This window comes from Acinetobacter sp. Ac8, from assembly GCF_055392545.1.
Genome location: NZ_AP043689.1, coordinates 3,534,855 through 3,561,349, shown reverse-complemented (window position 1 = coordinate 3,561,349; position 26,495 = coordinate 3,534,855). Strand labels below are relative to the sequence as shown.

26 protein-coding genes are annotated in these 26,495 nt (G+C 37.5%); 15 read left to right on the top strand and 11 right to left on the bottom strand.

Annotation, left to right across the window (positions count from 1 at the left end):
* Window positions 1–16 precede the first annotated feature (16 nt).
* The 4 genes from ACZ5QH_RS16985 (at window position 17) to ACZ5QH_RS16970 (ending at window position 4,726) form a co-directional block, all read left to right on the top strand.
* Window positions 17–1,210, top strand: coding sequence for an LLM class flavin-dependent oxidoreductase (locus ACZ5QH_RS16985; RefSeq protein ID WP_303576348.1), 1,194 nt, complete (start codon window positions 17–19; stop codon window positions 1,208–1,210).
* A gap of 325 nt (window positions 1,211–1,535) precedes the next feature.
* A complete protein-coding gene (locus ACZ5QH_RS16980) occupies window positions 1,536–2,024 on the top strand; it encodes an SRPBCC family protein (RefSeq protein WP_239045148.1) in 489 nt (162 codons plus the stop codon).
* A 423-nt stretch (window positions 2,025–2,447) separates the two neighbouring features.
* Entirely contained in the window at window positions 2,448–3,278 is an 831-nt protein-coding gene (locus ACZ5QH_RS16975) for an alpha/beta fold hydrolase (RefSeq protein WP_004717468.1), read from the top strand.
* Window positions 3,279–3,487: 209 nt separating this feature from the next.
* Window positions 3,488–4,726, top strand: coding sequence for an NADH:flavin oxidoreductase/NADH oxidase family protein (locus ACZ5QH_RS16970; RefSeq protein ID WP_303576347.1), 1,239 nt, complete (start codon window positions 3,488–3,490; stop codon window positions 4,724–4,726).
* A 243-nt stretch (window positions 4,727–4,969) separates the two neighbouring features.
* On the opposite strand, the gene ACZ5QH_RS16965 is transcribed toward ACZ5QH_RS16970, so the two are convergent.
* The 4 genes from ACZ5QH_RS16965 to folE2 all read right to left on the bottom strand — a co-directional run bounded on the left by ACZ5QH_RS16965 (window position 4,970) and on the right by folE2 (window position 8,495).
* Window positions 4,970–5,383: a MerR family transcriptional regulator gene (locus ACZ5QH_RS16965; RefSeq protein WP_239045150.1), complete on the bottom strand. Its 414-nt coding sequence runs from the start codon at window positions 5,381–5,383 to the stop codon at window positions 4,970–4,972.
* A 252-nt stretch (window positions 5,384–5,635) separates the two neighbouring features.
* Window positions 5,636–6,991: a dihydroorotase gene (locus ACZ5QH_RS16960; protein ID WP_034610714.1), complete on the bottom strand. Its 1,356-nt coding sequence runs from the start codon at window positions 6,989–6,991 to the stop codon at window positions 5,636–5,638.
* The gene (locus ACZ5QH_RS16955) at window positions 6,981–7,541 is read right to left on the bottom strand and encodes a gamma carbonic anhydrase family protein (RefSeq protein WP_004717461.1); all 561 of its coding nucleotides are present in this window, start codon (window positions 7,539–7,541) and stop codon (window positions 6,981–6,983) included. The genes ACZ5QH_RS16960 and ACZ5QH_RS16955 overlap by 11 nt, the downstream gene beginning before the upstream one ends.
* A 51-nt stretch (window positions 7,542–7,592) precedes the next feature.
* Window positions 7,593–8,495 (bottom strand): GTP cyclohydrolase FolE2, encoded by a 903-nt coding sequence (gene folE2 / locus ACZ5QH_RS16950; protein ID WP_303576346.1) that lies wholly within the window; start codon window positions 8,493–8,495, stop codon window positions 7,593–7,595.
* A 110-nt stretch (window positions 8,496–8,605) separates the two neighbouring features.
* Between folE2 and ACZ5QH_RS16945 the strand changes: the two genes are divergently transcribed.
* Window positions 8,606–9,364, top strand: coding sequence for a D-Ala-D-Ala carboxypeptidase family metallohydrolase (locus ACZ5QH_RS16945; RefSeq protein ID WP_303576345.1), 759 nt, complete (start codon window positions 8,606–8,608; stop codon window positions 9,362–9,364).
* 305 nt (window positions 9,365–9,669) lie between these two features.
* Entirely contained in the window at window positions 9,670–10,896 is a 1,227-nt protein-coding gene (zigA, locus tag ACZ5QH_RS16940; protein ID WP_303576344.1) for a zinc metallochaperone GTPase ZigA, read from the top strand.
* A gap of 97 nt (window positions 10,897–10,993) precedes the next feature.
* Here the strand turns inward: zigA and ACZ5QH_RS16935 are convergent, their stop codons facing one another.
* From ACZ5QH_RS16935 to ACZ5QH_RS16925, 3 genes are all read right to left on the bottom strand, one after another.
* The gene (locus ACZ5QH_RS16935) at window positions 10,994–13,234 is read right to left on the bottom strand and encodes a TonB-dependent siderophore receptor (RefSeq protein WP_303576343.1); all 2,241 of its coding nucleotides are present in this window, start codon (window positions 13,232–13,234) and stop codon (window positions 10,994–10,996) included.
* A gap of 281 nt (window positions 13,235–13,515) precedes the next feature.
* A complete protein-coding gene (locus tag ACZ5QH_RS16930; protein WP_004823360.1) occupies window positions 13,516–13,704 on the bottom strand; it encodes a hypothetical protein in 189 nt (62 codons plus the stop codon).
* 196 nt (window positions 13,705–13,900) lie between these two features.
* Window positions 13,901–14,479 carry a DJ-1/PfpI family protein gene (locus tag ACZ5QH_RS16925; protein WP_303576342.1) on the bottom strand — a complete coding sequence of 193 codons (579 nt, stop codon included), beginning with the start codon at window positions 14,477–14,479 and terminating at the stop codon, window positions 13,901–13,903.
* Window positions 14,480–14,628: 149 nt separating this feature from the next.
* On the opposite strand from ACZ5QH_RS16925, the gene ACZ5QH_RS16920 reads away from it, so the two are divergent.
* On the top strand, window positions 14,629–15,102 hold the full coding sequence (locus ACZ5QH_RS16920) for a hypothetical protein (protein ID WP_303576341.1): 474 nt from the start codon (window positions 14,629–14,631) through the stop codon (window positions 15,100–15,102).
* A 160-nt stretch (window positions 15,103–15,262) separates the two neighbouring features.
* Here ACZ5QH_RS16920 and ACZ5QH_RS16915 read toward each other — a convergent pair whose 3' ends face one another.
* The gene (locus ACZ5QH_RS16915) at window positions 15,263–15,781 is read right to left on the bottom strand and encodes a chromate transporter (RefSeq protein WP_303576340.1); all 519 of its coding nucleotides are present in this window, start codon (window positions 15,779–15,781) and stop codon (window positions 15,263–15,265) included.
* A gap of 6 nt (window positions 15,782–15,787) precedes the next feature.
* The gene (locus tag ACZ5QH_RS16910) at window positions 15,788–16,369 is read right to left on the bottom strand and encodes a chromate transporter (RefSeq protein ID WP_004717445.1); all 582 of its coding nucleotides are present in this window, start codon (window positions 16,367–16,369) and stop codon (window positions 15,788–15,790) included.
* Window positions 16,370–16,533: 164 nt separating this feature from the next.
* Here ACZ5QH_RS16910 and ACZ5QH_RS16905 point away from each other — a divergent pair, with 164 nt between their 5' ends.
* The 3 genes from ACZ5QH_RS16905 (at window position 16,534) to ACZ5QH_RS16895 (ending at window position 20,998) form a co-directional block, all read left to right on the top strand.
* Window positions 16,534–17,418 carry a LysR family transcriptional regulator gene (locus tag ACZ5QH_RS16905; protein WP_004717443.1) on the top strand — a complete coding sequence of 295 codons (885 nt, stop codon included), beginning with the start codon at window positions 16,534–16,536 and terminating at the stop codon, window positions 17,416–17,418.
* Between the two features lie 211 nt (window positions 17,419–17,629).
* Window positions 17,630–19,702, top strand: a complete 2,073-nt coding sequence (locus tag ACZ5QH_RS16900; RefSeq protein ID WP_034610740.1) for a M13 family metallopeptidase — start codon at window positions 17,630–17,632, stop codon at window positions 19,700–19,702.
* A 264-nt stretch (window positions 19,703–19,966) separates the two neighbouring features.
* Window positions 19,967–20,998 (top strand): hypothetical protein, encoded by a 1,032-nt coding sequence (locus ACZ5QH_RS16895; RefSeq protein WP_303576339.1) that lies wholly within the window; start codon window positions 19,967–19,969, stop codon window positions 20,996–20,998.
* Between the two features lie 54 nt (window positions 20,999–21,052).
* On the opposite strand, the gene ACZ5QH_RS16890 is transcribed toward ACZ5QH_RS16895, so the two are convergent.
* A complete protein-coding gene (locus ACZ5QH_RS16890; protein WP_303576425.1) occupies window positions 21,053–22,039 on the bottom strand; it encodes a putative solute-binding protein in 987 nt (328 codons plus the stop codon).
* Between the two features lie 375 nt (window positions 22,040–22,414).
* Here ACZ5QH_RS16890 and ACZ5QH_RS16885 point away from each other — a divergent pair, with 375 nt between their 5' ends.
* The 5 genes from ACZ5QH_RS16885 (at window position 22,415) to ACZ5QH_RS16865 (ending at window position 25,734) form a co-directional block, all read left to right on the top strand.
* On the top strand, window positions 22,415–22,936 hold the full coding sequence (locus ACZ5QH_RS16885) for a hypothetical protein (protein WP_303576338.1): 522 nt from the start codon (window positions 22,415–22,417) through the stop codon (window positions 22,934–22,936).
* 290 nt (window positions 22,937–23,226) lie between these two features.
* A complete protein-coding gene (locus ACZ5QH_RS16880; protein ID WP_303576337.1) occupies window positions 23,227–23,721 on the top strand; it encodes a DinB family protein in 495 nt (164 codons plus the stop codon).
* 152 nt (window positions 23,722–23,873) lie between these two features.
* Window positions 23,874–24,620 (top strand): hypothetical protein, encoded by a 747-nt coding sequence (locus ACZ5QH_RS16875; RefSeq protein ID WP_303576336.1) that lies wholly within the window; start codon window positions 23,874–23,876, stop codon window positions 24,618–24,620.
* A gap of 458 nt (window positions 24,621–25,078) precedes the next feature.
* Window positions 25,079–25,330: a DUF6364 family protein gene (locus ACZ5QH_RS16870; RefSeq protein ID WP_034610758.1), complete on the top strand. Its 252-nt coding sequence runs from the start codon at window positions 25,079–25,081 to the stop codon at window positions 25,328–25,330.
* Window positions 25,327–25,734: a PIN domain-containing protein gene (locus tag ACZ5QH_RS16865; RefSeq protein ID WP_303576335.1), complete on the top strand. Its 408-nt coding sequence runs from the start codon at window positions 25,327–25,329 to the stop codon at window positions 25,732–25,734. The genes ACZ5QH_RS16870 and ACZ5QH_RS16865 overlap by 4 nt, the downstream gene beginning before the upstream one ends.
* A 184-nt stretch (window positions 25,735–25,918) precedes the next feature.
* On the opposite strand, the gene ACZ5QH_RS16860 is transcribed toward ACZ5QH_RS16865, so the two are convergent.
* Window positions 25,919–26,389 carry a hypothetical protein gene (locus ACZ5QH_RS16860; protein ID WP_303576334.1) on the bottom strand — a complete coding sequence of 157 codons (471 nt, stop codon included), beginning with the start codon at window positions 26,387–26,389 and terminating at the stop codon, window positions 25,919–25,921.
* Window positions 26,390–26,495 lie beyond the last annotated feature (106 nt).

Here is a 26,495-nt window from a genome sequence, read left to right as displayed (position 1 = left end):
TTATACGGAGAACATCATGGGAATTGAATTTTTTACCCGTCTACCACTGCATGGTGAAGCAGAGTACTTAGCAGGTGATCCACGCAATCGTGGTGATTGGTCACGTGTCGCAGGTGTAGAAAATACTGGTGCAACATCAAATTACCAAGTTGGTGATGACTTTACCTATATCGACTATCTTAGCCAAGTGGCTCGCGCGGCTGAAATCAATGGTTTTGCAGGCGCGCTGATGGTGAATGCACCTACAGGTGAAGAACCGTGGACAGTGTGTTCCTTATTGGCAAGAGAAACCAAACGCTTAAACTTTGTGACTGCATTCCAGCCTTATCATTTTAGTCCTTATAATGCAGTACAAAGTGCAGCAACGTATCAGCGTGCCACAGGGAATCGGTTGGTTTGGAATATTATCAACGGCGGCTCTGAGGTTATTCAGCGCCAAGTTGGGGATGTTACTCCGCACGATGACCGTTATATCCGTGCGACTGAATTTTTAGATGTGGTGAAAGGCTATTGGTATAATGAATCATTCCATTACCAGGGCAAATATTATTCTGCTGAAGGTGGTGGTTTAAAATATCCTCTGAATAAAGCTGAATTACCGATTATTTGTACGGCAGGATCGTCTGAGGCTGCCCGTGAGTTTGGTGCGAAGCATGCTGATTATTATTTAATGCGTGCTGAAAAACCCAGTGAAATTACTGAATTGATTGCAGATGTGCGCAAACGTGCTGCGAGATATGGGCGGGATAATATTAAATTCGGCTTATCCATTGATACGATTGCACGCCGTAGTGAACAAGAAGCGTTGGCAGAGGCACAACGTTATTTGGATGAAGCTGCTGAAAAACAACGCTTACATGCGTCTGCTGCACATGCAGGTTTGAGATCGGCACGTGTATTGAGTTTTGAAAAAGAATATAGTGAAAAAGCAGGCAGTAAAAACGTCGATGATTTCTTTATTCATCCCAATGTTTGGTCAGGCTTTGGCTATATTGGTATTCCACCAGGTGTTGCTTTAGTGGGAAGTTATTCGCAGATTATCGAGCGGATTCAAGAATATAACAGTATTGGAATTGATCTGTTTTTCTTGGCGGGCTATCCACATTTAGAAGAAGCTTATCGCCTTGGCGAACATGTTTTACCTTATTTTAAAAAACAGCGTCAGGCATTACAGCGTATTCCTGAAGAGGCAAAATATCGTATCGCCTAACTTCCATTGCAACAGGTTAAAGCCAAGATTTTAAACCAGTCTTGGCTTTTTTATACCAATAAAAAATACAAAGCGTGGCAGTGTAAACTTGATTTTCATACTCTTCTTTCTATGCAATGATCAAAGTTTGATTCCTGATAAAGCTTAACCATATTTAAAAATCATTCCGAAGCTTAATTTCGTAAGAGCTATACTGATTATAAGTAAATAAGTGAATAATAATGCTTACTTGCATTTTTTACACAGTTTCGTATATTTGATAGTTGTGCTTCATTTTATCAACAACAATAACCTGACAAACAAACATGACCATTGAGCAGGAAAAATGAAAGTAATTAATATCCATAAAAGAGAAATTCAGCAATCAAAGGCTGAAATTGCTAAGTTATTCAGGACTTTGTCAACAGATAATGATTTAATGTTAGCAACAGACAAATGGCCAGCCATGAAGTTGGACAATGGATTAAGTGTGGGTTCAAAAGGTGGGCATGGACCAATCAGATATTCTGTGACAGATTATCAGCCCGAAAAATCAATCACTTTTCAGTTTGACTTAACCGGTTTTAATGGTTTTCACAGATTTAGCATTAATGAATTAGACCCCAACAAAACAGAAATTTCACATATTATTGATATGAAAACAACAGGTTTAGCGACTTTAAAATGGGCCTTAGCAATTCGTTGGTTGCACGATGCCTATATTGAAGACGCATTTGATAAAGTTGAGAATCATTTTACAGCTGACAAGAAAAATAGTGAGTGGAGTTTATGGGTTAAATTATTGCGAAAAATATTGAAACCTAAAAAGAAATAAAAACCAACTTCATATTGTCTAAGCCCCTTGCAACAGGTTAAAGCCAAGATTTTTAAACCAGTCTTGGCTTTTTTATATTCATTTTTATACTGATAAAAAATAGTGTGGGTTGTCGTTGAAGCTTTGAACAGAAAACCTGTAATGGTTTAAATCATGTAACGACATAAAGCCTCAACAATCCTATATAAAAAAATAAAGCTGTTTTCTTTCAATAATAAATCCTGATATTTGTGTATTTTTATTTTTTATAGATTTACATTTCTGCTATCAGAAAATCACCAAAAGCATTGACCTTAAAGTTAACTTTAACCTTAGTATAGAATGACGGTCCATACGAATCGTATCAAACATTGTAATTTACTGACATAAATGAGAACAGCAATAAGTTATTCAAAGTGTAAATCATACACAGGAGAAATTAACATGGCATATGTTACGACAAAAGATGGTGTTGATATTTTTTATAAAGATTGGGGACCGAAAGATGCCCCAGTATTATTTTTTCATCATGGATGGCCATTAAGCTCGGATGACTGGGATTCTCAGTTATTGTTCTTTTTAAATGAAGGTTTTCGTGTGGTTGCACATGATCGTCGCGGACATGGACGTTCAAGTCAGGTCTGGGATGGTCATGATATGGACCACTATGCCGATGATGTTGCAGAAGTGGTCAAACACTTGGGCATTAAAAACGCAGTACATATTGGTCACTCCACTGGTGGTGGTGAGGTTGTTCACTACATTGCACGTCATGGTGAGGAAAATGTATCCAAGGCCGTATTGGTCAGTGCTGTACCTCCAATTATGCTGAAAACGGAAAAAAATCCGCAAGGCTTAGCCAAAGAAGTCTTTGATGATTTACAGAATCAGCTTTTTAAAAACCGTGCTCAGTTTTATCATGATCTACCTGCGGGACCGTTTTATGGTTTTAATCGACCAGATGCTCAACCTTCAGAGCCCGTCGTATTGAATTGGTGGCGACAGGGCATGATGGGTGGAGCAAAAGCGCATTATGATGGAATTGTTGCATTTTCACAGACTGACTTTACCGAAGATTTGAAAAAAATCTCAGTACCTGTTTTAGTCATGCATGGGGATGATGATCAAATTGTACCTTATGAAAACTCAGGGGTACTTTCTGCCAAACTGGTTCAAAATGGCCGATTAAAAACCTATAAAGGTTATTCACACGGTATGTTAACTGTCAATGCCGATGTAATTAATCCAGATTTATTGGCTTTTATTCGCGAGTGAACAGTTGTCGTTTGATCTAAAACAGAATATCAATAGAGGCCTTGCAGCCTCTTTTTTTATTAAAGTATCAGGTGGTTATTATCTTATTATGATGTAAGCCTTTGAATAAAATTAGTTCTTAAAATAATAAAAATTAAATGCGAAAAAAGGATTGACATTAAAGTGAGCTTTAATCTTAAAGTAAGTCCATACTCTATGAGGCTATAAAAATGAACGTCTTTGAAAAATTAGTTTTACCCAATGGTACTCAGATTCCAAATCGTATTGCAAAAGCTGCGATGGAAGAGAATATGGCAGATCTCAATCATGCACCATCAGAAGAGCTCATGCGTTTGTATCAGGCATGGGCAGATGGTGGTGTCGGTTTAATCATTACAGGTAATGTGATGGTGGATCGTCGTGCGATGACAGGACCGGGTGGTGTGGTCTTGGAAGATGAACAGCATTTAGCGCACTTCAAACGTTGGGCGCAAATCGCACGTTCTCAAGGCGCGCAAGCATGGTTGCAGATCAACCATCCAGGTCGCCAAATGCAGTCAAATTTAGGTCAGCCAACGTGGGCACCTTCTGCTGTGGCTTTAGATTTAGGTAAAATGTCAGATCGTTTTAATACTCCAATTGAAATGACTCAAGCCATGATTGACGAAGTGATTCAACGTTTTGCCAATACCGCACGTTTGGGTGAAAAGGCTGGATTTACTGGTGTAGAAATTCATGCAGCTCATGGCTATCTACTCAGTCAGTTCCTTTCACCTTTAAGCAACCAACGTCAAGATCAATGGGGCGGTTCATTGGAAAATCGTGCACGTATTTTGATTGAGATTGTCAAAGCAGTACGCGCAGTGGTGTCATCAACATTTACAGTTGCTGTTAAACTGAATTCGGCCGATTTTCAACGTGGTGGTTTTAGTGCTGAAGATGCGCAGCAAGTGGTTAAAATGTTAAATGATCTGTCAGTTGATTTGGTTGAATTGTCAGGTGGCAGTTATGAAGCACCTGCTATGCAAGGTCAAGCTAGAGATGGTCGGACTTTGGCGCGTGAAGCTTATTTCTTAGAGTTTGCTCAAGAGATTGGCAAGGTTGCCCATATGCCGATTATGGTGACTGGTGGTATTCGTCGCAAACCCGTTGCAGAACAAGTCATTGACAGTGGGATCGATATGGTGGGGATTGCAACAGCCTTAGCAATCGACCCTAACTTACCCAACGAATGGAAACAAGGTCAGAATATCGCACCTGAATTGAAACCAATTCACTGGGAAAATAAAACCTTAGCTTCACTTGCCAATATGGCAACAGTCAAATTCCAGTTACAGAAACTTAGTCGTGGGAAAACACCGAATCCTAAGGTTTCACCTTTATGGGCCTTGATAGTACAACAGACAGAAACGACATGTCGCACACGTCAGTATAAAAAACGTATGCGTGAGTATTCACATTCAGCTTAAGTACAGTGATTTGTTCAGATGTTGGATTAGATCTGACAGACTGTACTGCGGCTCGAAGATGCTTTACTTGATGCTTAGGGATGATCACCCATTAAAGTAATGATGAGAATACTGATCAATCTTTTTGCAGACTCCAAGGTTTGAATATTATAGATCACTTATCAATGACCTATGCACAATCATGAGCTTAAAGTGAGATTTAAGCTCAATCGCTTTTACGATTTAGCGATAAGCTAAAGATGTTTAAACTTTATCATTGGCATAATACAGATTCAGTAAACGGTTGGCGTTTTCTTCACAGGTGATTTCGTCAGGCTTACTATTGATTGCAGTGATCATGCTGCGTAGGTTTTGCTTACTGATCAACAACTTTTGTTCTAGATCTTCAATATCTTTGATTTTACTTTCAAGTCGCCCAATCAGAATATTATGATCCCACTTGCCTACATTTGAAGGCAGGAAAGCTTTGATTTCAGCCAATGAAAATCCAACTTGTTGCGCTTGCTGAATTAAAAATAATTGTTTGAGGTCATTGTCGCTATATTCACGATAACCATTAGATTTGCGTTTTGCCTTGGGAAGCAGTTTGATTTGTTCATAATAACGAATCGTTGGGGTACTTAAACCACTTTGTTTGGATAACTCGCTAATGTTCATTTTACTGGCTTCCGCTTGACATTAAAGTTAACTTTAGGCTTATAGTCGGGTAAAAGCAAGATGAAAAATAACGTTAAAGTTGAGGTCAATCAGGTTTAAACGAATATTGGGAGTCCTTTCGGTGGAAATTCTCCCATTGAATCAAAATCATTAAACATTTGTCGTGATGAATGATTTTTAAACTTAAAAAATATAAATTTAAATATCAAAAGTTTGCAATAAATTCATGCCATTTATTCGTTACTTGCTATGTTAACGATTAATTTCAAGTTGTTGTCCTTGACAATTTAAAAACAGCTGTTGTTGATGCCAAGCAAGTTGCCCCGAAACAATTGTGGTGCTGACCTCATAAGCAAATGTTTTATGCATAAATGGTGTCCAATTGCATTTCATATAGTTTTTTTGATCTTTCACTGCAATGTGTTGCTGATTTTCTCGAAGGATCACTAAATCAGCCCAGTAACCTTCTCGAATATAACCACGGTCTTTGATCCTAAATAGGTCTGCCACTTGATGTGCAGTTTTTTGAACCAATGTTTCAATACTCAGTTTACCTGCTGCAACCAGTTCCATCAGTGCAGGCAACGCATGTTGTACCAAAGGCAGGCCAGAAGGAGCATAAAAATATGACTGGTGTTTTTCATCCCAAGTATGTGGGGCGTGGTCAGTACCAATAATATCCAAGCGATTACTATTCGCAAGGGCATTAATCAAAGCATCTTTATCTTGCTGGGTTTTAATGGCGGGATTACATTTAATTAAGTGGCCCAAAGTAGCATAATCAGCATCATCAAAACTGAGATGATGGATACACACTTCTGCTGTGATATGTTTTAGATTTAAAGGCAGATTTTTAAACAAACACAGCTCTTTCGCGGTGGTGATATGTAAAACATGCAACTGTGTGGCATATTTCTCGGCCAAAGATACAGCCAATTTTGAGCTTTCAAAGCAGACATGTTTATTTCTAATCTGCGCATGAATTTCTGCTGGAATATTTTCCCCATATTTTTGAAAATAGAAATTTTCTTCGGCTTTAATAGCAGGGGTAAACTCGCAATGAGTCAATAAAACCGTTGGAACATTTGCAAATAAGCGTTCCAAAACTTTAGGATCATCGACGAGCATATCACCCGTAGAAGCGCCCATAAAAACTTTAACACCGCTGATTGATTTGGGATCAAGCTGTTCAATAATATCTAAATTATGCGCACTAACTCCAAAATGAAAAGCATAATTGGCCCGACTATGTTGTTTTGCAATCTGCTTTTTCTGGGTCAAAGCGTCTAGAGTTAAGGTGGCTGGATTGGTGTTTGGCATATCCATATAGCTGGTGATTCCACCAATCGTTGCTGCCATTGATTCCGAAGCAATATTGCCTTTATGCGCTGCGCCGGGATCTCGAAAATGAACTTGGTCATCAATCATGCCAGGAATTAACCACGAACCTTCAGCATCTATATTTTTCGCATGATAAGCCCCTGTAATATTAGGATGAATCTTTTCAATCCGTCCATGTCGAATCAGTACATCTGCATAATACTGCTTGCCTTCATTGACAATATTGGCATTACGAATAATAAGATTGGGCGAATTTTTAAAACTCATTGTGCAATGCCTTATAGCCTTGAACCAGTTTGATATTGGTACTGACAACGCTTTCTGAAAACTCACTGATTGAAATATCAATGGGTGGAAATTGCTTTAAATCGGTTTTGGGATTGATATAACTCATTGCAGGTACATAAAAATGATCGGGTAAATCACGACCATCAACCACTGCATTGTGACGAATCGCGCTGTGATGACCCACTGTGCAATTAAATAACACACTGTTAAAGCCAACAAAAACATGATGTCCAATTTCACAGGGACCATGAATAATAGAGCGATGCGCGATTGAAGAATTTTCACCAATGATCACTGCTGCCCCCGCTTTGGAATGAATCACCACTCCATCTTGAATATTGGAATTTGCACCAATGATGATGGGTTCCATATCACCCGCGTCATTGGTTTCATCTGCTCTGATCACTGCATAAGGCCCAATAAATACATTGGCATGGATAATGACTTTTCCGCAAATAATCGCTGTTTGGTCAACATAGGCTGATTGATCGATAACAGGGAGATCACCAGATGGGTTTTTTCTAAGCATGACTAGACCATTTTAAATAAGTTAAACAATGAGGGTGGTTAAGATAAGGCATTACCATTGCCAAGCGCCCTGAGCAACTGCGTCATGAGCATGTAAACTTTCTGCATGAATCACTTTAAAGTTAAAGCCTAGAATGCTGGGATGATGGATAAATGTGGCATACAAGCGTCTTAATGCATCTTCACAAAACATCAGGTTTTGACCATTCGCAACAGCAAAGGCTTGTTCATCAATACGCTTTACCGCTGTTTGTACAGGTGTCATCAAGGCTTGTTCAGCCTGATTAATAAATAAAATCAGTGGGATATACTGAATGTTTTGATCTAATTTGAAATTTAACTGAGCAAAACTTCTTTGGCTGTGAGGCGTTGCTGCAATTGCATCTGTGCTATTTAGCCAACTGAGGATTTCTTGTGGGTCTAACTGAATCTCTTGATTTTCCAATGCGGATGCAAATCTTTGTTGAATGATGTTTCTGGCAAGTGCTGCGGAACAAGGACAAGTAGATGAATAGGGAATTTCGACTTTTAATTCAGCATAAAAATCATCTTTTAAAAGCTGGCAGGACAACACAAAAGGATAGCTTTTCCAGCCAGACAATTGGCTGACTAAGGCAGGGCGCTCGATATAAAGCTCACTATGAATTTCGATTTTGGCATGTGCTGATAAATCTTTATGGCTGGCTAAGAAATCCAATAAAGCGTCTTTAATATCAAGTAGCGCTAAATTTTTGATCGTGCTCAATTTCAAAAGTCGGGTATACAAGCGAGACATATGAATACCTTTGGCAAACACATCATCCAAACTGACATAAGCATTCACTTGGCTTTGGCAAAGACTATTTTCGAGATAAAGCGGAAGCGCGATTTTTTCCATACCGACCCAATCGAGTGGGTAGTAATAGTTTCTTGTGAGTGAGGATTCAGCCGAAACATCTGGAAGAACAAGATTCATAGGGGGAATAGCTTAAGTTGAAATACATATTGTTATGTTATAACATAACAATATTAATCAACACTACTCATCTGAGTTAAATTTACGCTATGAGATCATTGCAAATTGAGATGAACAAAAAATATTTGATCGGATTCATACTCTGCCTTTCTGCATGTAGTCAAAACAACTCAAATACAATTCATGCTATGCGTACAGTTCAGCAAGCGTCACCACAAGTGCCATTAAAGGCAGACTTTCCTCAGCAGCAAGGTATTTTAAAACAAGAAAAAAATCTGCCGCCTGCTTATTTAAAATGGCTCAGTGAGCCAGCAAATGCTGAAAAAGTTCAGGCTTATCAGCACTTTTTAAAGCAACAAGGTATTTCTGCTTATATTCCTACTTTTGAATTTTTACAGACAGCCAGAGATTGGCAACAATGTGATGCATCTGAATTTGAAGTTCCGCCACAAGAGCTGTGGAGCAATATTGTGCCAACATTAAAAATTTTAAATCGTCTTGTGGATGAAAAAATTTTAACCCAGTTTAGCGTGACTTCTGTCTATCGAAATTTCAAGCTTAATCAGTGTGCAAAAGGCGCTGCTTCCTCCAAACATATTTTTAATGCCGCATTAGATTTTCGTATTGGTGATGAAAATCCGGACTTAAACCAACAGCTGATGATTCAAGAGCGCAAAGCAAAATTATGTCAATTTTGGCTGGATTCTGGTGAGGAACTTCACATGGGCTTAGGCGTCTATGCATCAGGACAGATTCATATTGATAGTGCAGGTTTTCGTACTTGGGGGGCAGACCATCGCTATAGCTCATCACCATGTATCAATAACGCTTTAATTGGCAACAATAAAAAAGTGAGTGAATCGCCATGAAGTCAAATTTCATCCGTGACATCAGACAACTTTTAATACGAGAAATTCAAGCGACACATATGTATCCGCTATTAAACAGGTTAAAACCTAATGCTTTTCAATCCTTAGCTTAGATTTATAGCAATTTAATAAACGCTGTAATCATCACCGAATGATTAAAGCCGAATCATCAAATTGCAGCGTTGAAAATGTATGTGCAAGCACAGCTAAAATTTAACTCTAAAGAAATCTGTTTGGAGTTATTCAGTCAGTATTTTCATGTCGATCTCGATATGAAAACACAAAAATATAAAGTGAGAATGCCAATGAATACTCTTTTAGCCACTCCGCAAAAACTTCCCGTCACCGTGCTTTCTGGATTCCTAGGGGCTGGAAAAACCACCTTACTCAATCATATCTTAAACAATCGTGAAGGCCGAAAAATTGCAGTGATTGTAAATGATATGTCGGAGGTCAATATTGATGCCGCTTTAGTTCGAGAGGGTGGTGCTGAGCTTTCAAGAACGGATGAAAAGTTAGTTGAAATGAGTAATGGTTGTATCTGCTGTACCTTAAGAGAAGACTTACTGGTTGAAGTACGCCGATTAGCACAGGATCAGCGCTTTGATCAATTGGTGATTGAATCTACAGGGATTTCTGAACCACTCCCTGTTGCAGAAACGTTTACCTTTGAAGATGAAAATGGGATTTCTCTCAATGAGTTTGCCCGCTTAGATACAATGGTGACCGTGGTCGATGCTTATAACTTTTTAAAAGATTATAGTTCGCTGGATAGCTTACAAGCGCGCGGTGAATCATTAGGTGAACAAGATGAGCGAAATGTTGTTGATCTACTGATTGATCAAATTGAGTTTTGTGACGTGATTGTATTGAATAAAACAGATTTGATTGATCAAGACGAGCAGGAAAAATTATTTGGCATTTTGCAGTCTTTAAACCCAAGAGCAAAAATTGAAGTTTCTGCGTTTGGCAAGGTGAATCTTGATCGGGTGTTAAATACCCAGCTGTTTGATTTTAACGAAGCGGCACAAGCTCCGGGTTGGTTAAAGGAATTAAGAGGTGAGCATACGCCTGAAACAGAGCAATATGGAATCAATAATTTTGTTTATCGAGCGCGCCGACCATTTCACCCAAAACGGTTTTTTGATTTTATCAACTCCGAATGGAAAGGCGTGATTCGTTCCAAAGGCTTTTTTTGGTTAGCCTCGAATCCTGAGTTTGCTGGATCTTGGTCTCAAGCAGGGGCGATGGCACGCCATGGCGTTGCTGGATATTGGTGGGCAGCAGTGCCAGATGAACATTGGCCTACAGATCAACAAAGTCGAGACGTAATTCAACAAAGCTGGGATGCTCAAACTGGTGATGCACGACAAGAAATCGTGTTGATTGGGATGCAGATGGATCAATCTGAACTTATTCGTCAATTTGATGCTTGTTTATTAAACGATGATGAAATGACGCTAGGCGCAGAAAAATGGCAAGAGTTTGAAAATCCTTTTAGTGGGTGGACTGATTCTATCATTAGCCATTAATTCATTATGATCCATTCAATTCAGCCAAAGCATTGCTGAGAATACTTGCAAGTATGAGCGCTTTTAATTATACGCTCATGCTTGGCTTTATATTTTATTAAAATTTAGCTCTTAAGGTGAAAGTCACATTACGTGGTTCTCCCCAATAAACACCATTATAGAAACCTACATTTAAATAGTATTTTTCATCAAATAAGTTATTGATATTCACACTTGCAGTCAGCTCATCACTTAACTTATAACTGGCAAAAGCATTGGCCAATACATAGGCCTTTTGTGTGACTACACCACCGTTATAGGCATTTGCAGGTGCTCCCCCCCATTTTTGTGAAATTTCACTTTGCCAATTCAATCCACCACCTAATGTTAGCTTTTCTGAACCTGTCCAAAGATTTTCTGGAAGAGTAATACTACTAAATAACTTTACTTGGTTTTGAGGAATATTGCTTAAAGCATTGGCGTTTGCAGAACTTACGCTATTTACATAGGTATAGCCGAAGCTAAGATTCCAATTTTCCTGTAACTTTCCAATGGCTTCTAACTCAATACCATTGACTTTAAGTCCTTTGCCCGATGACATATATGCAGTATCCATCTCATCTACTTTTGGAATAGTGCCATTTTTTACACCATCACGATATTCAACATCTTCTACCGCAAGGTCTTTGACACTTGACCAAAATAGAGCAGCACTGGTCAATAACTTACCATCCAATAGATCCGCTTTAATCCCTAGCTCAGTGGTGCTTCCCATTTCAGGATCTAGATAATCGCCGAAACGATCTCGTCTAGTGGACGGATTAAATACATTGGTATAACTGGTGTAGGCTGTATAAGTATCATTAATATCGTACAAAATCCCCGCATAAGGCACCAATTGATCAAAGTTACGTGGCTTTGTAGGAGAAACAGGGGCATTAGGATCCCACTTGTCAACTTTATAGTCATACGAGCTATAACGTGCGCCCAAAATTAACTTAAGTGGGTCAGCTAGATTTAAACGTAAAGTTGAATATACCCCGTAAAGCTCTGTGGTATTGGTACTTCCAGCTCCAGTTTTCTCATAGGTTGGTTTTGGAATATTACCTGTCCAATTACGATAATCAGGTATAGCTGCTGGATACTCGAGATTGCTTTTTACATTCAATGAGGTATTTTCACTTTTAAAACCACTATAACCAATAATTAAATCATGTTGGCGATTTAACAACTGAAATGGCCCTGTGGCATACAAATCAATATTGAGTTTTTTACTTTCAGCATAAGGGCTAACACTGGTCCATAGACTCAGCCCTTTTCCTGTGCTTGGGTCTGGAAAGCCACTACCACCATAAGCCACCATCCAACTATTATCCGAGGTGCTGTGGGCAATCGCTGCTTTAACCAGCCAGTCATTGGCAAAAGTATGTTCAATATCAGCAAAAACGGTTTTATCGGTATTAGCAATTGAACTCCAGTCCGCAGATAAACTAAAGTTTCGCGGAAAATTTGCTTTGCTTCCATCAGCATTGAAATATGGCACTGTACCCCACGTTGAGCCTTTAGGATCGTTGTCTTGATATTGAAATCCGACTGAGGCTGTTGTTGTTGGGGTTAAATCTGCACTGATAATCCCCATTGCGGCTGTGGACTTGAGCTTATAACGATCCTTATAGGATTCTTTATCGGTATACGCTGCCATGAATCGACTTCGAACACTGCCATCTTGAGTTAGTGGAATGGATACATCGGCTTCTACACGGGTATTGTCCCATGAGCCATAAGTTGAGCTGACATTGCCCTTAAACTCTTTTTCAGGACGCTTACGTACCATATTGATGGTTGCAGAAGGGCTGCCTGTTGAACCAGTTAAACCAGAAGCACCTTTGATCACTTCAACTCGGTCAAAGAAAAAACTATCAAAGCGGGGAGCATTGTCTCCTACAGGCATACCATCAATTTGCCTATTGGTAATTTGAAAACCACGGGAATAGTAGTTAGAACGTTCACTGTCATTTTTAGTCGCGGTAACGCCTGGTGTTGCGGCAAGAACATCATCCAAAATGGTCAGCCCGCGTTGTTCAATTTGTTCACGGGTGACGACGCTTACAGATTGTGGTGTTTCTTTTAAAGATAATTTTAATTTTGATGAGCTTCTTGAAGATTTTGCTTTAAAACTTCCGCTTCCCTCAGTTTTTTCATCCTGAGCATCTGCTTTAACTGTAATGGTTGGGAGTACTGAAGTATTCGCTTCATTACTTTTTTGCTCTTGTGCAAAAGCACTATGGGAAATAGCACTGCAAATAAGAATTGATTTTATTGCAATGTTTAATGCCGTTTGTTTACGTAGATTGTCCATAAGAATAGAAATTGGTAAATAAGAATCGTTATTATTATCAATAAGAATACAAAAAGATACAAATAGAACATAATTTTTAAACTTTTTATTGGTGATATAAATACAAGATATAGTTGGTTTTTTTATTTTAAATATATGATTTTTAATTATAATTTGTTAAGTGATGGTGTTGTGTTTAAGTGTAAATTTACACTAATAAATTGTAAAATAAGAAGTTTATATTTTATTTATCATTGTGATTAACTATTGACTGAACCTTATTCTGATCTCGAATTGAAAGCTTATATTTTTTTCCATTGTCGGTTTTCTTCTGAAAAATTAACCAGAAAAGAAATACCTGATTCATCACCAACAAGATATGAGGATGGGTTTACCATCAGTACCTTTAATAAAGTCCCAGTTTCAATAGTAATTGGTTCTAAATTATCTTTATTTAAGGTAACGGGTTGGAGTAATTCAATGATTTCCACTTTGATACTAACCTATTGTTTGAACATAAAATTCTATAAATAATTATTGCACAGCGCAAAACGCTTTGCTGAGATACAGCGTTAAAAAACGCAACATTGATGGGGCTTTATGTAGCCTAAACATTTTTAAAGTTTCACTGTTGTATAAGGCTAAGTTTTCTCTCAGCGGAAAACTTAGCTTAGACAGTTTTAAATTTTATAAAGTAATCGTTGCACCAAGCGCTTTAACAAATTGGGCTAACCAAGCAGGATGTGCTGGCCATGCTGGCGCTGTTACCAGATGTCCATCTGTAACTGCTTCAGTGACCGCAATATCTGCATATTGTCCACCTGCGAGTTTAACTTCTACGGCACATGCAGGATAAGCGGAACATAAGCGTCCTTTTAATACATCGGCTGCGGCAAGCAGTTGCGCACCATGGCAAACAGCGGCAATTGGTTTTTTAATCGCATCAAACTCGCGAACAATTTCGATTACTCGATCATTCATACGTAAATATTCAGGTGCACGGCCACCCGGAATCACTAAACCGACATAGTTTTCGCTGTTGACTTGGTTAAAGTCATAGTTAATTGCAAAGTTGTGACCACGCTTTTCACTATAGGTTTGCTCACCTTCAAAATCATGAATCGCTGTTGCGATTGTATCGCCAGCTTTTTTATCAGGGCAGACTGCATGAACACTATAGCCCAATCCAGTGAGGAACTGAAAAGGAACCATGGTTTCATAATCTTCAACATAATCACCCACTAACATTAGAATTTGTTTAGACATTTTTACACCTTTTGTTTAAATTTTATGATTTATTTCATGTAAAATAACATGCTCTAGTTGCAGTTTTAAGTTGAATTTATACGGCTTTAGTCTTAATTTAACAGACTTAACTGTAATAAAAATTGTATTCAGTGATGAATGAGAAAAATATGAAAAAGTATCTATTGGGTTTAGTGATTACGGCGGCTGCCATGAGCAGCCATGCTGCGGTAGAGGAAACAGTGTATAGAGGAATGGGCGAGGCATCTGTACAGTTTCCAAGCTTTAAAAAGATGCAAAAGCAGGGGCTAATCAATAAAAAACCGGATATTTCAAGAAATGACTATAATGATGTATATAAATTAAAAAAACCGCTTCAATTTATGGGACAAACGGTTGCACTGCTATCAGACGAATATATGACACAGTATGCTGGATGTTGTGTCAGTGAGGGTTGGGGAGCTGTTTTAGCTAAAAAGAGTGATATGAAACTCTTGACTCAATTTGCCAAAACCAACCAGTGCTCATTAAGCAAAGTAGAATCAGATGCCAGTAACTATTATGGTTTTAAACTGAAAGCATTACCAACAGCAGAATATTATGAGCTTTCTTGCCGAGAACGTGATTTAGAAAACCAGCAGTAAAATAGATAAATCAAACTATATAGAGCAGTCGCGATTTAAATCTCAGATTACATTATAAGTTTTCTCCCTCTTTGCTTTGTGTGATACATGGCTTAGAGGGAGGGAGATGTCTTGACTGAATTTTTATGAATGAACCTGTGTAGGTGGTCTTGATCAATATCTACAGAATTAAAGCACCTGTACCAGCACCAATCACCATTAACCAAACTGGATGAACGTTTTTAAACAAACTTAGGCAAATAGTGATGGAGACGATTGCAATCAGTAAAATATTTTGAGCAGAGGCTTGGGCAATAATCCAAGCACTGACTAAAACCAAACCGACTGTAATAGGTTTTAACGCCTTTTCAAATTTCGCCCGAAGTGGGTGACTTTTAAAATTATTCCAAAATTTAAGTGCATAAATGGTGATGATTGAAGACGGACCAAACTTTGCAAAAGACGTCACGATCAATCCCATAGGCCCTGCGACATGCCATCCCACCAAGGGAACAATCATCATGTTTGGACCTGGTGCAGCTTGTGCCATTGCAAACATAGAGCTGAATTGCTCAGCAGTCATCCATTGGTGAATCACAACCACCTGATGTCGCATTTCAGGTAAGATCGCATTCCCGCCACCAAAGGCCAATAAAGACAGTTGAGTAAACACTAAAGTCAATGCGATGAGAACATACATCTTATTTTACTCCTGAGTCACTTTAGTTTGATTAAATGCTAAAACTGCCATATTCACGGTAATTAAAATCAACAGCGTCAGTGCCAAGGGCAATTTAATCAACAGCATAAAAATAATGGTCAAGATAATGGTGAAATAGGTCAGCTTACTTTTCATAATTGGTTTTAACATCTTAAAACCTGTAGCAAACAGTAGACCCGCAGCAGCGGCAGCTAAACCTTGAATCATGTGTTGCACCATTGGGATATCTTGAAAACTGCTATATAACTGGTACAACGAGATAACAATAATGGTCGGAGCCAGCATAAGACCAAATACCGCACTAATCGCACCTTTTACTCCAGCAAAGTCATAACCAATCGCCACTGCCATATTTACAATATTTCCACCGGGTAAGATTTGGCAGACACCCAACAAGTCGGTAAATTTTTCAGATGTTAACCATTTCTGATCTTCTACAATTAAACGATGTGCGAGAGGGAGTACCCCACCAAATCCCATGAGGCCAAGTTTCATAAAGCCTAAAAATAATGCTTTGCAATTGGGTGTGGTCATGGATTGTTCCATTGGGATTGCTTCAGTATTCATTTAGACCTCTTCAATTTGCTGTGATCTACTTGGCTTGAATGTGATTATCTGCTTGTTGAGTCATAAAGAAAAATGCTATTTTTGCTGTTATTCATACCTAAAAAGTATGCTTTAAACGTGAATTAGCACGATAAAAATGAAAAGATCGATATTGAGGCGAAAAGATGATTGATATTCATAAGCTTAATGCGTTTGTGGCTGTGGTTGAGGAAAGTAATATTTCTCGGGCAGCGGTACGTCTGAATATGCAGCAACCGCCTTTAACACGAATTATCAAAAACTTAGAAGATGAATTAGACACAGATTTATTGAAGCGTTTACCGCGTGGCGTAGAAGCAACTGAAGCGGGTAAGGCCTTATACCAAGAGGCACTTACCATACTTGCGCATGCACAAGCTATTCCCAAACGTGTGCAAAATATTTCTAAAGGTTTGGAAGGGCAAATCAATATTGGTTTTACCAACTCAGTCGGCTTACATTCCTTTTTGCCTGCTTTACTGCGTAATTTTCGTGAAGTATTTTCAGCGGTGTCTATTCATTTGGAAGAAGATGGCAGTAGCTCATTGATTGATTCGATTATCAATGAAAAGAACGATATCGTTTTTTTGCGTAAGCCTGCGCCGATTGGTTTGGGACTCACCAGTTTGCATGTACTTGATGAGCCTTTAATTGTGGCACTGCCCAATAATCACCCCTTAGCTGAACATCCAGATGCCATCCAATTACTTGATTTAGAGCCTTATGATTTTGTACTGTATCGCCGTTTAGCAGGACAAGACTTGTTTGATAATATTTTGGCCAGCTGTTATCAGGCTGGATTTAGTCCAAAGATTGTTCAAGAAGCCCCACGTTTAACGTCGAGTTTAAATTTGATTGCAGCAGGGATTGGTTTGTCGATTGTTCCAGAGGCCATTCGAGATTTTTGGAACAAGCAAATTATTTACAAAGCGCTTAAAGCGGATACGCCGTGTATTGCACCAATTTATGCAGTCTATAAGCAGGATGCAGAAAATATCCGTTTAAAACATATTTTAAATTTGCTCGTTTAATTTATAGGTTGACTTGCTAAAGCTCCAACTAAATAAGTGGATTTATATATTTTGAATGTTTGAGCTATTTTGGAATAATTTATGCTTTGAAACTCTATCTTTAAAACAAAATCAGTGAATCATTGCATTTTTGCTACACATAAAGTCTGAGCTCAAGATTACTATTATTGTTTTAAATTCAAACCTTAGAAATAGAATTGAGGATATCGCTTTGAAACTTGGATTTGTAAAAAGTGTTTTAGCATCTGCAATCATGTTGTCATCTGCACCAGTATGGGCTGAAACAACAGGGCAAATCACTCAAACCACTTCAGCTATTGTGAAAGATCAAAAAAAATCGGGGATTGATCATCAATATTTTGATCAAAATGTAAAAGGAAATGATGATTTTTATCAACATGTAAATGGAGGATGGCTGAAAAATACCGAAATTCCTGCGGATAAATCACGTTGGGGAACTTTTGATATTTTGCATGAAGAATCATTAAAACAATTGCATGATATTGTCGATGAGCTTTCAAAACAGCAATTGGTGGAAGGAAGTTCAGAGCAAAAAGTGGCAAGTCTATATGCCAATTTTATGGATGAAAAAAGTATTGAAGCATTGGGTATTCAGCCGATTCAAGCGGAAATTACCAATGTTGATGCATTGAAAAGTAAAAAAGATATTGCGCAATTGGCCGCACATTTTTCACGTATTGGTGTAACCAGCCCTTTTGATGTGGGTATTGACCAAGACATGAAAAACTCAACTGAAATGGTGGCAATGCTTGGGCAAAGTGGTTTAGGGTTACCTGATCGTGATTATTATTTAAAAAATGATGCCAAATTTAAGAAAATCCGTTCGCAATATTTAAAGTATATTGAAAAAACTTTAAGCCTAGCTGGAGACAAGCAAGCCGCCCAGCATGCGCAAGGGATTTTAAAATTAGAAACGCAAATCGCCAAGATACAATGGAGTAATGTTCAAAACCGTGATGTAACAAAGCTCTATAATATTTATAAAACACAAGACTTAGCCAAACTTAGTCCAAAAATTGATTGGCAAACTTATCTAGAAAAACAAGAATTGTCCGATAAGATTAAAACCATACAAGTCATTCAACCAAGTTACTTCAAAGGGTTAAGCCCAATTGTTGACAATACCTCACTAGAGGTTTGGAAAGCTTATTTTAAATTTCATTTAGTCAGTGATTTTTCATCATTGCTTAGTCAAGCTTTTGTCGATAACAGCTTTGATTTTTATAGCAAACAGCTCAGAGAAATCAAGGAACAGAAACCACGTTGGAAGCGCGGTGTGCAATTGGTTGAGGGAACTTTAGGTGAAAGTTTGGGCCAGATTTATGTGAAAAAGTATTTTTCTGCTGAGAAAAAACAACGCATGGAAGTCTTGGTGCAAAACTTAATGAAAGCTTACTCACAAAGCATAGACAAACTGGATTGGATGAGCCCAACCACGAAAGTTCAGGCGCAGAAAAAGTTAGCAAGTTTTGCGGTGAAAATTGGTTATCCAAACAAATGGCGTGATTATTCTGCTTTAGAAATCAAAAATAATGACTTGATTGGAAATGTGATCCGTTCACGTGAATTTGAACATCAATATGCCTTGAATAAATTGGGCAAGCCTGTTGATCGTGATGAATGGGGCATGACACCGCAAACCATCAATGCGTATTACAACGCTTCATTAAATGAAATTGTCTTTCCAGCAGCAATTTTACAACCTCCATTCTTTGATATGGATGCCGATGATGCAGTGAACTATGGTGCGATTGGGGCAATTATCGGACATGAGATCAGTCATGGCTTTGATGACCAAGGCAGTCAGTTTGATGAATTGGGCAATATGAAAAATTGGTGGACGGCAGAAGACCATCGAAAATTTAAAGAAAAAACCAATACCTTGGTTGCTCAATATAACGCTTATGAGCCAATCAAAGGTTATCATGTCAATGGTGAGTTAACCTTAGGCGAAAATATTGCTGATAACTCTGGGTTGGCGATTGCTTATAAAGCTTATCAACTGTCTTTAAATGGCAAGGCTGCGCCAGTGTTGGATAATTTAACAGGTGAACAACGCTTTTATATTGGTTGGGCACAAGCATGGCGTTCTAAAATTACTGATGCAATGCAAGTTGAATTCTTAAAAAGAGATCCGCATTCACCTGATAAAGTTCGTGGCAATGCTACCTTGCTAAATCAAGCACCATTTTATGATGCTTTTCATATTCAGCAGGGCGATAAAATGTATTTACCTGCCAATAAACGCGTGACCATTTGGTAATAATCTGACCTAAAAGCCTGCCAAGCCGTATCAACACTTGGCAGGCTTTTTATATTTTTTCACATGTCGTATAAAAATGGCAGTGGAATAGATGTCTAGATAGAGCTTTTTAAGTTTTAACTTAATTGATTATCTCTAATCATTTTTTATGTGATTCTCTTATCACTTTATTTCGATAAATAGTCAATAAATTCAATGTAATAAGTTTGTTGTTTTGGGCATTTTAAGATATTTTTATGCATAAATATAATTGAGAAATGTCCGGTGAATTTAAAAACATTCTTATTTTTGGGTGGGGGCGCTTTTGTATTGCAGGGTTGTACAACCATGAATACATCAACATCAGATGCTTTTAAACAATATGCTTCTGCTCAAGAACTCATTGATAAGCACAATATTAATGAAAATAATAGCCCATCTAAAGAATATGTTTATGATTGGGGATCAAAACAAAGCGATCAGCAGGTGCAGTCTTTAACACCGAAAAGTTACTTAAGCCGTTATTGTAGCGCCAAAGGTGGTCATTTTTCTCAAGTGCAAAAAAGCACAATGAGTTCTGTTAAGGATATTTGGGCAAAAAAATTATTAAATACTTATAGCAGTGTTAAACAGGGGATCGGTACATACCAATGTACTGAAAGTAATGGTCAGCAATGGTATGTATCCATCGAACCTTTATCTGAACGTAAACTCGATCAAACAGGAACCAGAGTTGTAAATTTACAAACCAAAGTTTTATCTTTGGATGAGCTTAATAAATTCTATAACAACAAAAGCAATATGGCGGTAGTTGTCCAAGAAAAGAAATCTAAAAATAGTCATTCAAAAAGCAGTGATGCAAAAAGCACTGATATAAAAACGAACAATTCAAAAAATGCTACTGTTAACAGCGTGGCAAAAACTGCCCCTGTTAAAGTTGTGGAAGAAAAAAAGCCAGTCGCCGCAGTTACAGAGGAAATGAAAGAAAAGCCTCAGCCTGAAAAAACAATAACGACACCGCAGTCACAACAGATGCAATTATATATTTCAGCGCGCAAAGAATTAGGACGTGGACAAAATCAGATCAATGCCTGTAACAATGCTGAACGTGCTTATAATTATGGGCGTTTGCATGGAACAAGTGGAATTAATGTCTATGCTGAATCAGGTGTATTGGTAGCAAGATGTTTAACCAATGTGCCAAGTTATAGTCAGCGTTTTTCTAATCCGCAAGATCGAGCCAAACGAATTTTGCAGAATTTGGCGGGTAATCAAAATCATGCAGTTGCCAAACATATGCTCAAGCAGATTAAGTAATGAAATAAGGTGTTTCACCTCAACGAAGTGAAACACCCGAATAAATGAAAAGCGTTATTCATCATTCAATGAACATTCAAAACTACTCGGATTCTCTTTACAACGAACTTTTTTGAGGAAATTCATCATTTGTGGATCATAAATACCTGATTTAGTCAGTGCAATACGAGATTCACGCATCATTTTGATATAGTTCAGTTGTTCATTGGCAGGGATATTCATCCAATATTTTGCAGGAATTTCTTTTTCATATTTGGCTACGATGCTAAATGTTCTACCCAATTGGCTTGCGACCCAAGTTCGAGATTTTTGTCCAAAGCCTTGAGGGAATTTGTCTTTTCGAATAATAAAATTGGCCGAAATTTGAGTCAGTGGGAATTTTACGATGCCGCCTTTTTCTCCTAAGCCCTTATAAAGCTCAAAAGGTTTAAATGCAACAACAGGTGCAGGAAGGATATCAATTTCATGATTGTTAAATTTAGCGCCTGCACTGGTGACATCAACAGAAACAGCTTGTGCACCCACTTGTTGAACCAATTTTGGTTGCGCTTCGTCATAACGGAACACCCCAATTTTTTTACCAGCAGCTTTGGCTAATGTATTGATATCTTTATCATTTACAAATAGATATGCTGGGCCAATTGTACCTAATCCTGCAATTTCATAAGGGCCATTGATCATCTTTTCCGCTGCTCGGGGTAAAGATAATAATTTATAGGCTGAAATGGCTGTTTTCATATCCGTTAATGCGCCGATCGCGTCTAAGGAGCCAATATATTTATTAAATTGGCGACCACGTAAACCACTGATAATGGCACCATCACATTTACCCACTTTTAAGTCTTCTGCGGCGAGCCTTTCGTCAGTAACGGCTCTTAAATCTATATCAGCACCCCAATTTTTTGCTTCAAGTGCATAATCTTTAGCTAGGGCATATGCATCACCTGCTTTACCAACCGGATCAAAAACACATACAACTTGCTTTGCTAAAGCAGGCATCGAAAGTGCGAATAAAGTAGTTATTGTGAGAGCTTGAACCATTTTCATATATATTTCCCTATAAACAGTTATGGCATATCTTATTAAAACCTATGTGCTATTGATGAACTAATGACCAACAGGATTGTTTTTTATGTCAGAAAATCCAACAAATGTAGGTTTTTGAATATAAATTATTGATTGAGATTCGAGTCATGAGATTAGATCTTTAATCAGTTTAAGTTAGATGATGGATTAAGAAAGTATTTTATTTTTGAAATTTGAGATGCTTTCTATTTCTAAATACAACATAAATATTGAATCCAGTTTAGCACAGCAAATAAGATTATTTTTAGTATAGGTTGTTTACAGAGTCATAACAGGCGAATAGGTAGTGCTTGTGATACAAAGGATTTAATTTCGAATTGGACTTTGTTTATGTCACGCCAAATTTTCTCATCAATGCATTCTAAATTTTACCATATGGGTCGTTCTGTGTTTATGGCGACGGCATTAATGGGAACAGCACAATTTGCTGTCGCAGGGCCAACCGTTGATCAACTTAGCGATTGTTTGGTAAAAGCAACTACAGCAACAGATAAAACTACAGTATTGCAGTGGACCTTTGCTGCACTATCTACACACCCCGATCTAAAAGCATTGAGTAATGTCAGTGATGCGCAAAGAACACAACTCGATCAAAAGTTTGCTCAGGTTTTACAACGGGTGATTGTAGAGCAGTGTGCCGCACAGACCAAAGCAGTGATTGCAGCTGAAGGTGTGCAAGCAGTAGGTGACAGTTTCCAAGAGTTAGGTCGTACGACAGGTGAAGATATTATTAAAAACCCTGAAGTGAAAAAACAGTTACAGGGTGTATTGCGATATGTCGACTTAAATAAATTGGTGATGACTTTTTTAACCCCTGATATTTGGAATAAGTTGGGTGTGATTCGTCCATAAATCACTTTACCTTTACGGAGCAAGACTTCTTCTCTGTTTAAAGGAGTGGGAATCTTCATGACTCAATTGAAGTCATTATAGAAATCTCAAAGCAGCTCCTCTTACTATTGAAAGGGTTTGGGGAGTGGAATGAATGCATCAAGAAAGCTTGTTTAAAGTTAGATTATTAAAATTAGATTGAGTTTTGGTCTGTAAAAAATTGGTGATTGAGGGTATTTAAAAGATCGGGTTTTTTCAGTGATTGCATGTTATCTTGATGATTTGATTCAAAGAAAGCTTAGGTCAATTTAATGAATTTTGAAAAACTCTTTTTATATAAACAATGGTCAGATCAGCGCTTATTTAAAGCCATAGATCAAATTGATCAAGTGCAATATTTAGAAGATTATAATTTTGCCAAGCAACAATTCAATCACATGATCATTGTCGAAGAGTTATTTAGATCTCGGCTAGAAAACAAAAAAACGGTGCACAGCCAAACCAATACAGAATTTTTACCCGCCTTAGATGAACTTAAACATCGAATTGCTGAATCACATTTATGGTTTATTGAATTTGTACAAAATATTCAATCGGAGCAACTTGCAGAAATTATTCATTTTCAATTTATAGATAAAAAAACGGGTAGCCTATCAATAGAAGAGATCCTCTTTCATATCATCAATCATGGAACATACCACAGAGGCAATATTGCGCATGCTTTACATCATGCTCAGGTGGTTCATCCTGCCGATACATATACGGTCTTTATTCATCAGTATGAACCTGAACGGAGAGTGGGATAAATCGTTATGATGATATATGTAAGATGTTGAATTAAAAACTTTAAGTGAATAGATAAATAAACATGGACAAGAAAGCAGTCAAAATTTTACTTAAAACCATTAAAAGCTCGCAGGATCAAAATTTAGAGCGCTGGTTTTATTGGGATACATATATGCAATTCATTACTGAAGATGAGTTTGAATATGCAAAAAGCCATTCCGTTATGTTTGAACAAGAAAAAATAAATCACAATGAAATCTGTCGAAGAATAAAAACAGCAGTTAATCAAATTGAAAAGCAATCTGTGGTGGATGCATTTATTTACAGTCTAAGTACAAGACGATTGGAGTATCGATCTTTTTTATCAAGTTACTGTATTGGTAAAAGTTTGATTGAACATGACTTTGTTTCCAGTCCAGAACCAAACTCAAATATATGTGCAGTTTGTGGGCTATATACGTATGAGTTTGAAAGACTCATTGAGTTTAATACACTCAATTTCTTTAAATACAAACATGGAAGCTGTACAGATAATTTGATTTCTGTTTTATTTGATTTGGAACAATTTCTTAAATTTCCTGTCGTTGAACCAAGCGATGAAGATTACAACATTCTCAATGAACTCAAAACGATAATAGAGACAGCTCAACCCAATGACAGAATAGCTCAACTTAAAAAGAGTATTTCTAAAGTACTCAAGTCCAATGACGATGAGCGTTTGGGGCTTTTAGAAATTTTTGGAGTGATTGGTATTTTGCATGATGACAAGCATTTTGGCTATGCCGATAAATATGTGACTTATCCAGAAAGGGAGCACCGACCAATTAGAAATGATGATGTGAACTATCCAACACGATGGTGGCAAGGCCAGTTTGGCGTTGATGGTGAGAAATGGGATTATTGGTTTAATAATAAATGATCAGTAGCGCTCCTCATCTCGTAAAAGGAGGGAGAACATTCATTATTGGATGAATAGCATGATTAAGATCATATGAAGCTCTTTCTCCATTCGGGAGAGGGTTGGGGGTGAGGGAAACTTCTCGCAAAAAATGACATTGAAAAGAAATAATCTATTTGGATATCTGGGAGAGATTTTAAAAACTCAGGGTATATATTTTATGAACTATAAGATTGCTCTTGAATAGTATCATCTTGCCGACACATATACAGTCTTTATTCATCCGTATGAACCTGAGCGTAGAGCGCTTTGATAGTTTATAATTTGATAATTTATAAATAGCAGATGATTTTTTTTTCTAATATTAGAAATAAGTTAGGTATGCGAAATCAATCCTTGTCTAATTTGGTTAAAATTTAATTGTTAAAAATTAACCAATACGTATAATTAATTAAATGATACGTATGAGGTGAAATCTTATGCAAGCGAAATTGACCTTATCTATAAATAAAAAAGTGATTGAACGGGCGAAACTTTATGCTCAGGAACATGAGCAGAGTGTTTCGAGTTTGGTTGAAGCTTATTTAGATCGTATTTCAGCACACACTGAAATTTCGAGTGATGTTCAAGCGCCTATTACTGGAAGTTTGACTGGGATGTTTGCCATTCAAGACCAAGGGCAAGATTATAAGGCATTGCTTTCTGAAGCTCGTATGGAAAAACATAAATGAGCGAGCGAATATTTATTGATTCTGATGTAATTTTGGATGTGGCTTTAGCGCGTCAGCCTTTTGTTGAGGCAAGTCAAACTGTTGTAGCGCTGTGTGAGAAAGGGCATTTTACAGGGTGTATTTCTTCGAACAGTGTTGCCAATATTTATTATATTTTGTGTAAGTTGGGCTGTGATGAGAAAGCGCGTCTTTTCATTCAACAACTTTTAAAATTCTTGGTGATTATCCCTGTTGATCATGTTGGGATTTCTCAAGCGCTGGTGTCTAAGTTTTCTGATTTTGAAGATGCAATTCAATATTTTTCTGCGTTGAGTTTTGGTTGTAGCAAAATCGTGACGAGAAATATTCAGGATTATAAATTTGCTGAAATAAGTGTTGTTTTACCAAGTGCTTTTATCGGCTGAGGGTATTTTGTCAGATAAAAAAATGAGAAAAATAATAGATTTAAATGTATGCCAAATTTTAAAAACTCTACATATAAATTCTTTAAACAAAGAAAACCCGCTCTAAAACGGATTTTCCTTTTTAAACTCAATCAACATGATCAATCAATATTCTTTTAATGCTTTGGCTTAAAGCAAGGTTGGTTTAGTTTAATGAGCAGGCTTTACCCTGATACTCATAGCGATTTAGCTCATAACTTTTACCATCCCAACGATACACCGCAAAACATAAACCTGGACCTCCATTTTCAATATCAGGCCAACCATCTTTGCCTGTGCTTTTTAGAAAGGTCGGTATACCCGCGTTTTCAAAAATAGTTTTCCATTTCCCATTTTTTTGTTGTGCAATAAGGTGGTATCCCACACCTGTATCGCCATAACACATACTGCTGTAGTCTGAAATAACAGCATCATTTAGACCATCTTTATTTAAATCCCGATATACAGTAATTTCACCTGTTTCGCATTTTCCTTCCCAACCATGTTTGGTTTTTGCAAAACCTGCTGCTTTAAAAATCAAGCTGGCTTCTTTTGAGGGAACATTAACTTTCGTTTCTGCAAAAGTTGTAGTTGTGAAAAGGACAAGTGTTGAGAGAGTTAGGATAAATATTTTCATTTTGACCTTGAATTTTGAGCACTAGATTAATGTTTTTAAAGTAATAACAGCAAAGATTTCTTTTGAAAGTGTAACTGTTTCTGGAAAATAAAAAAGTAATAGTGAA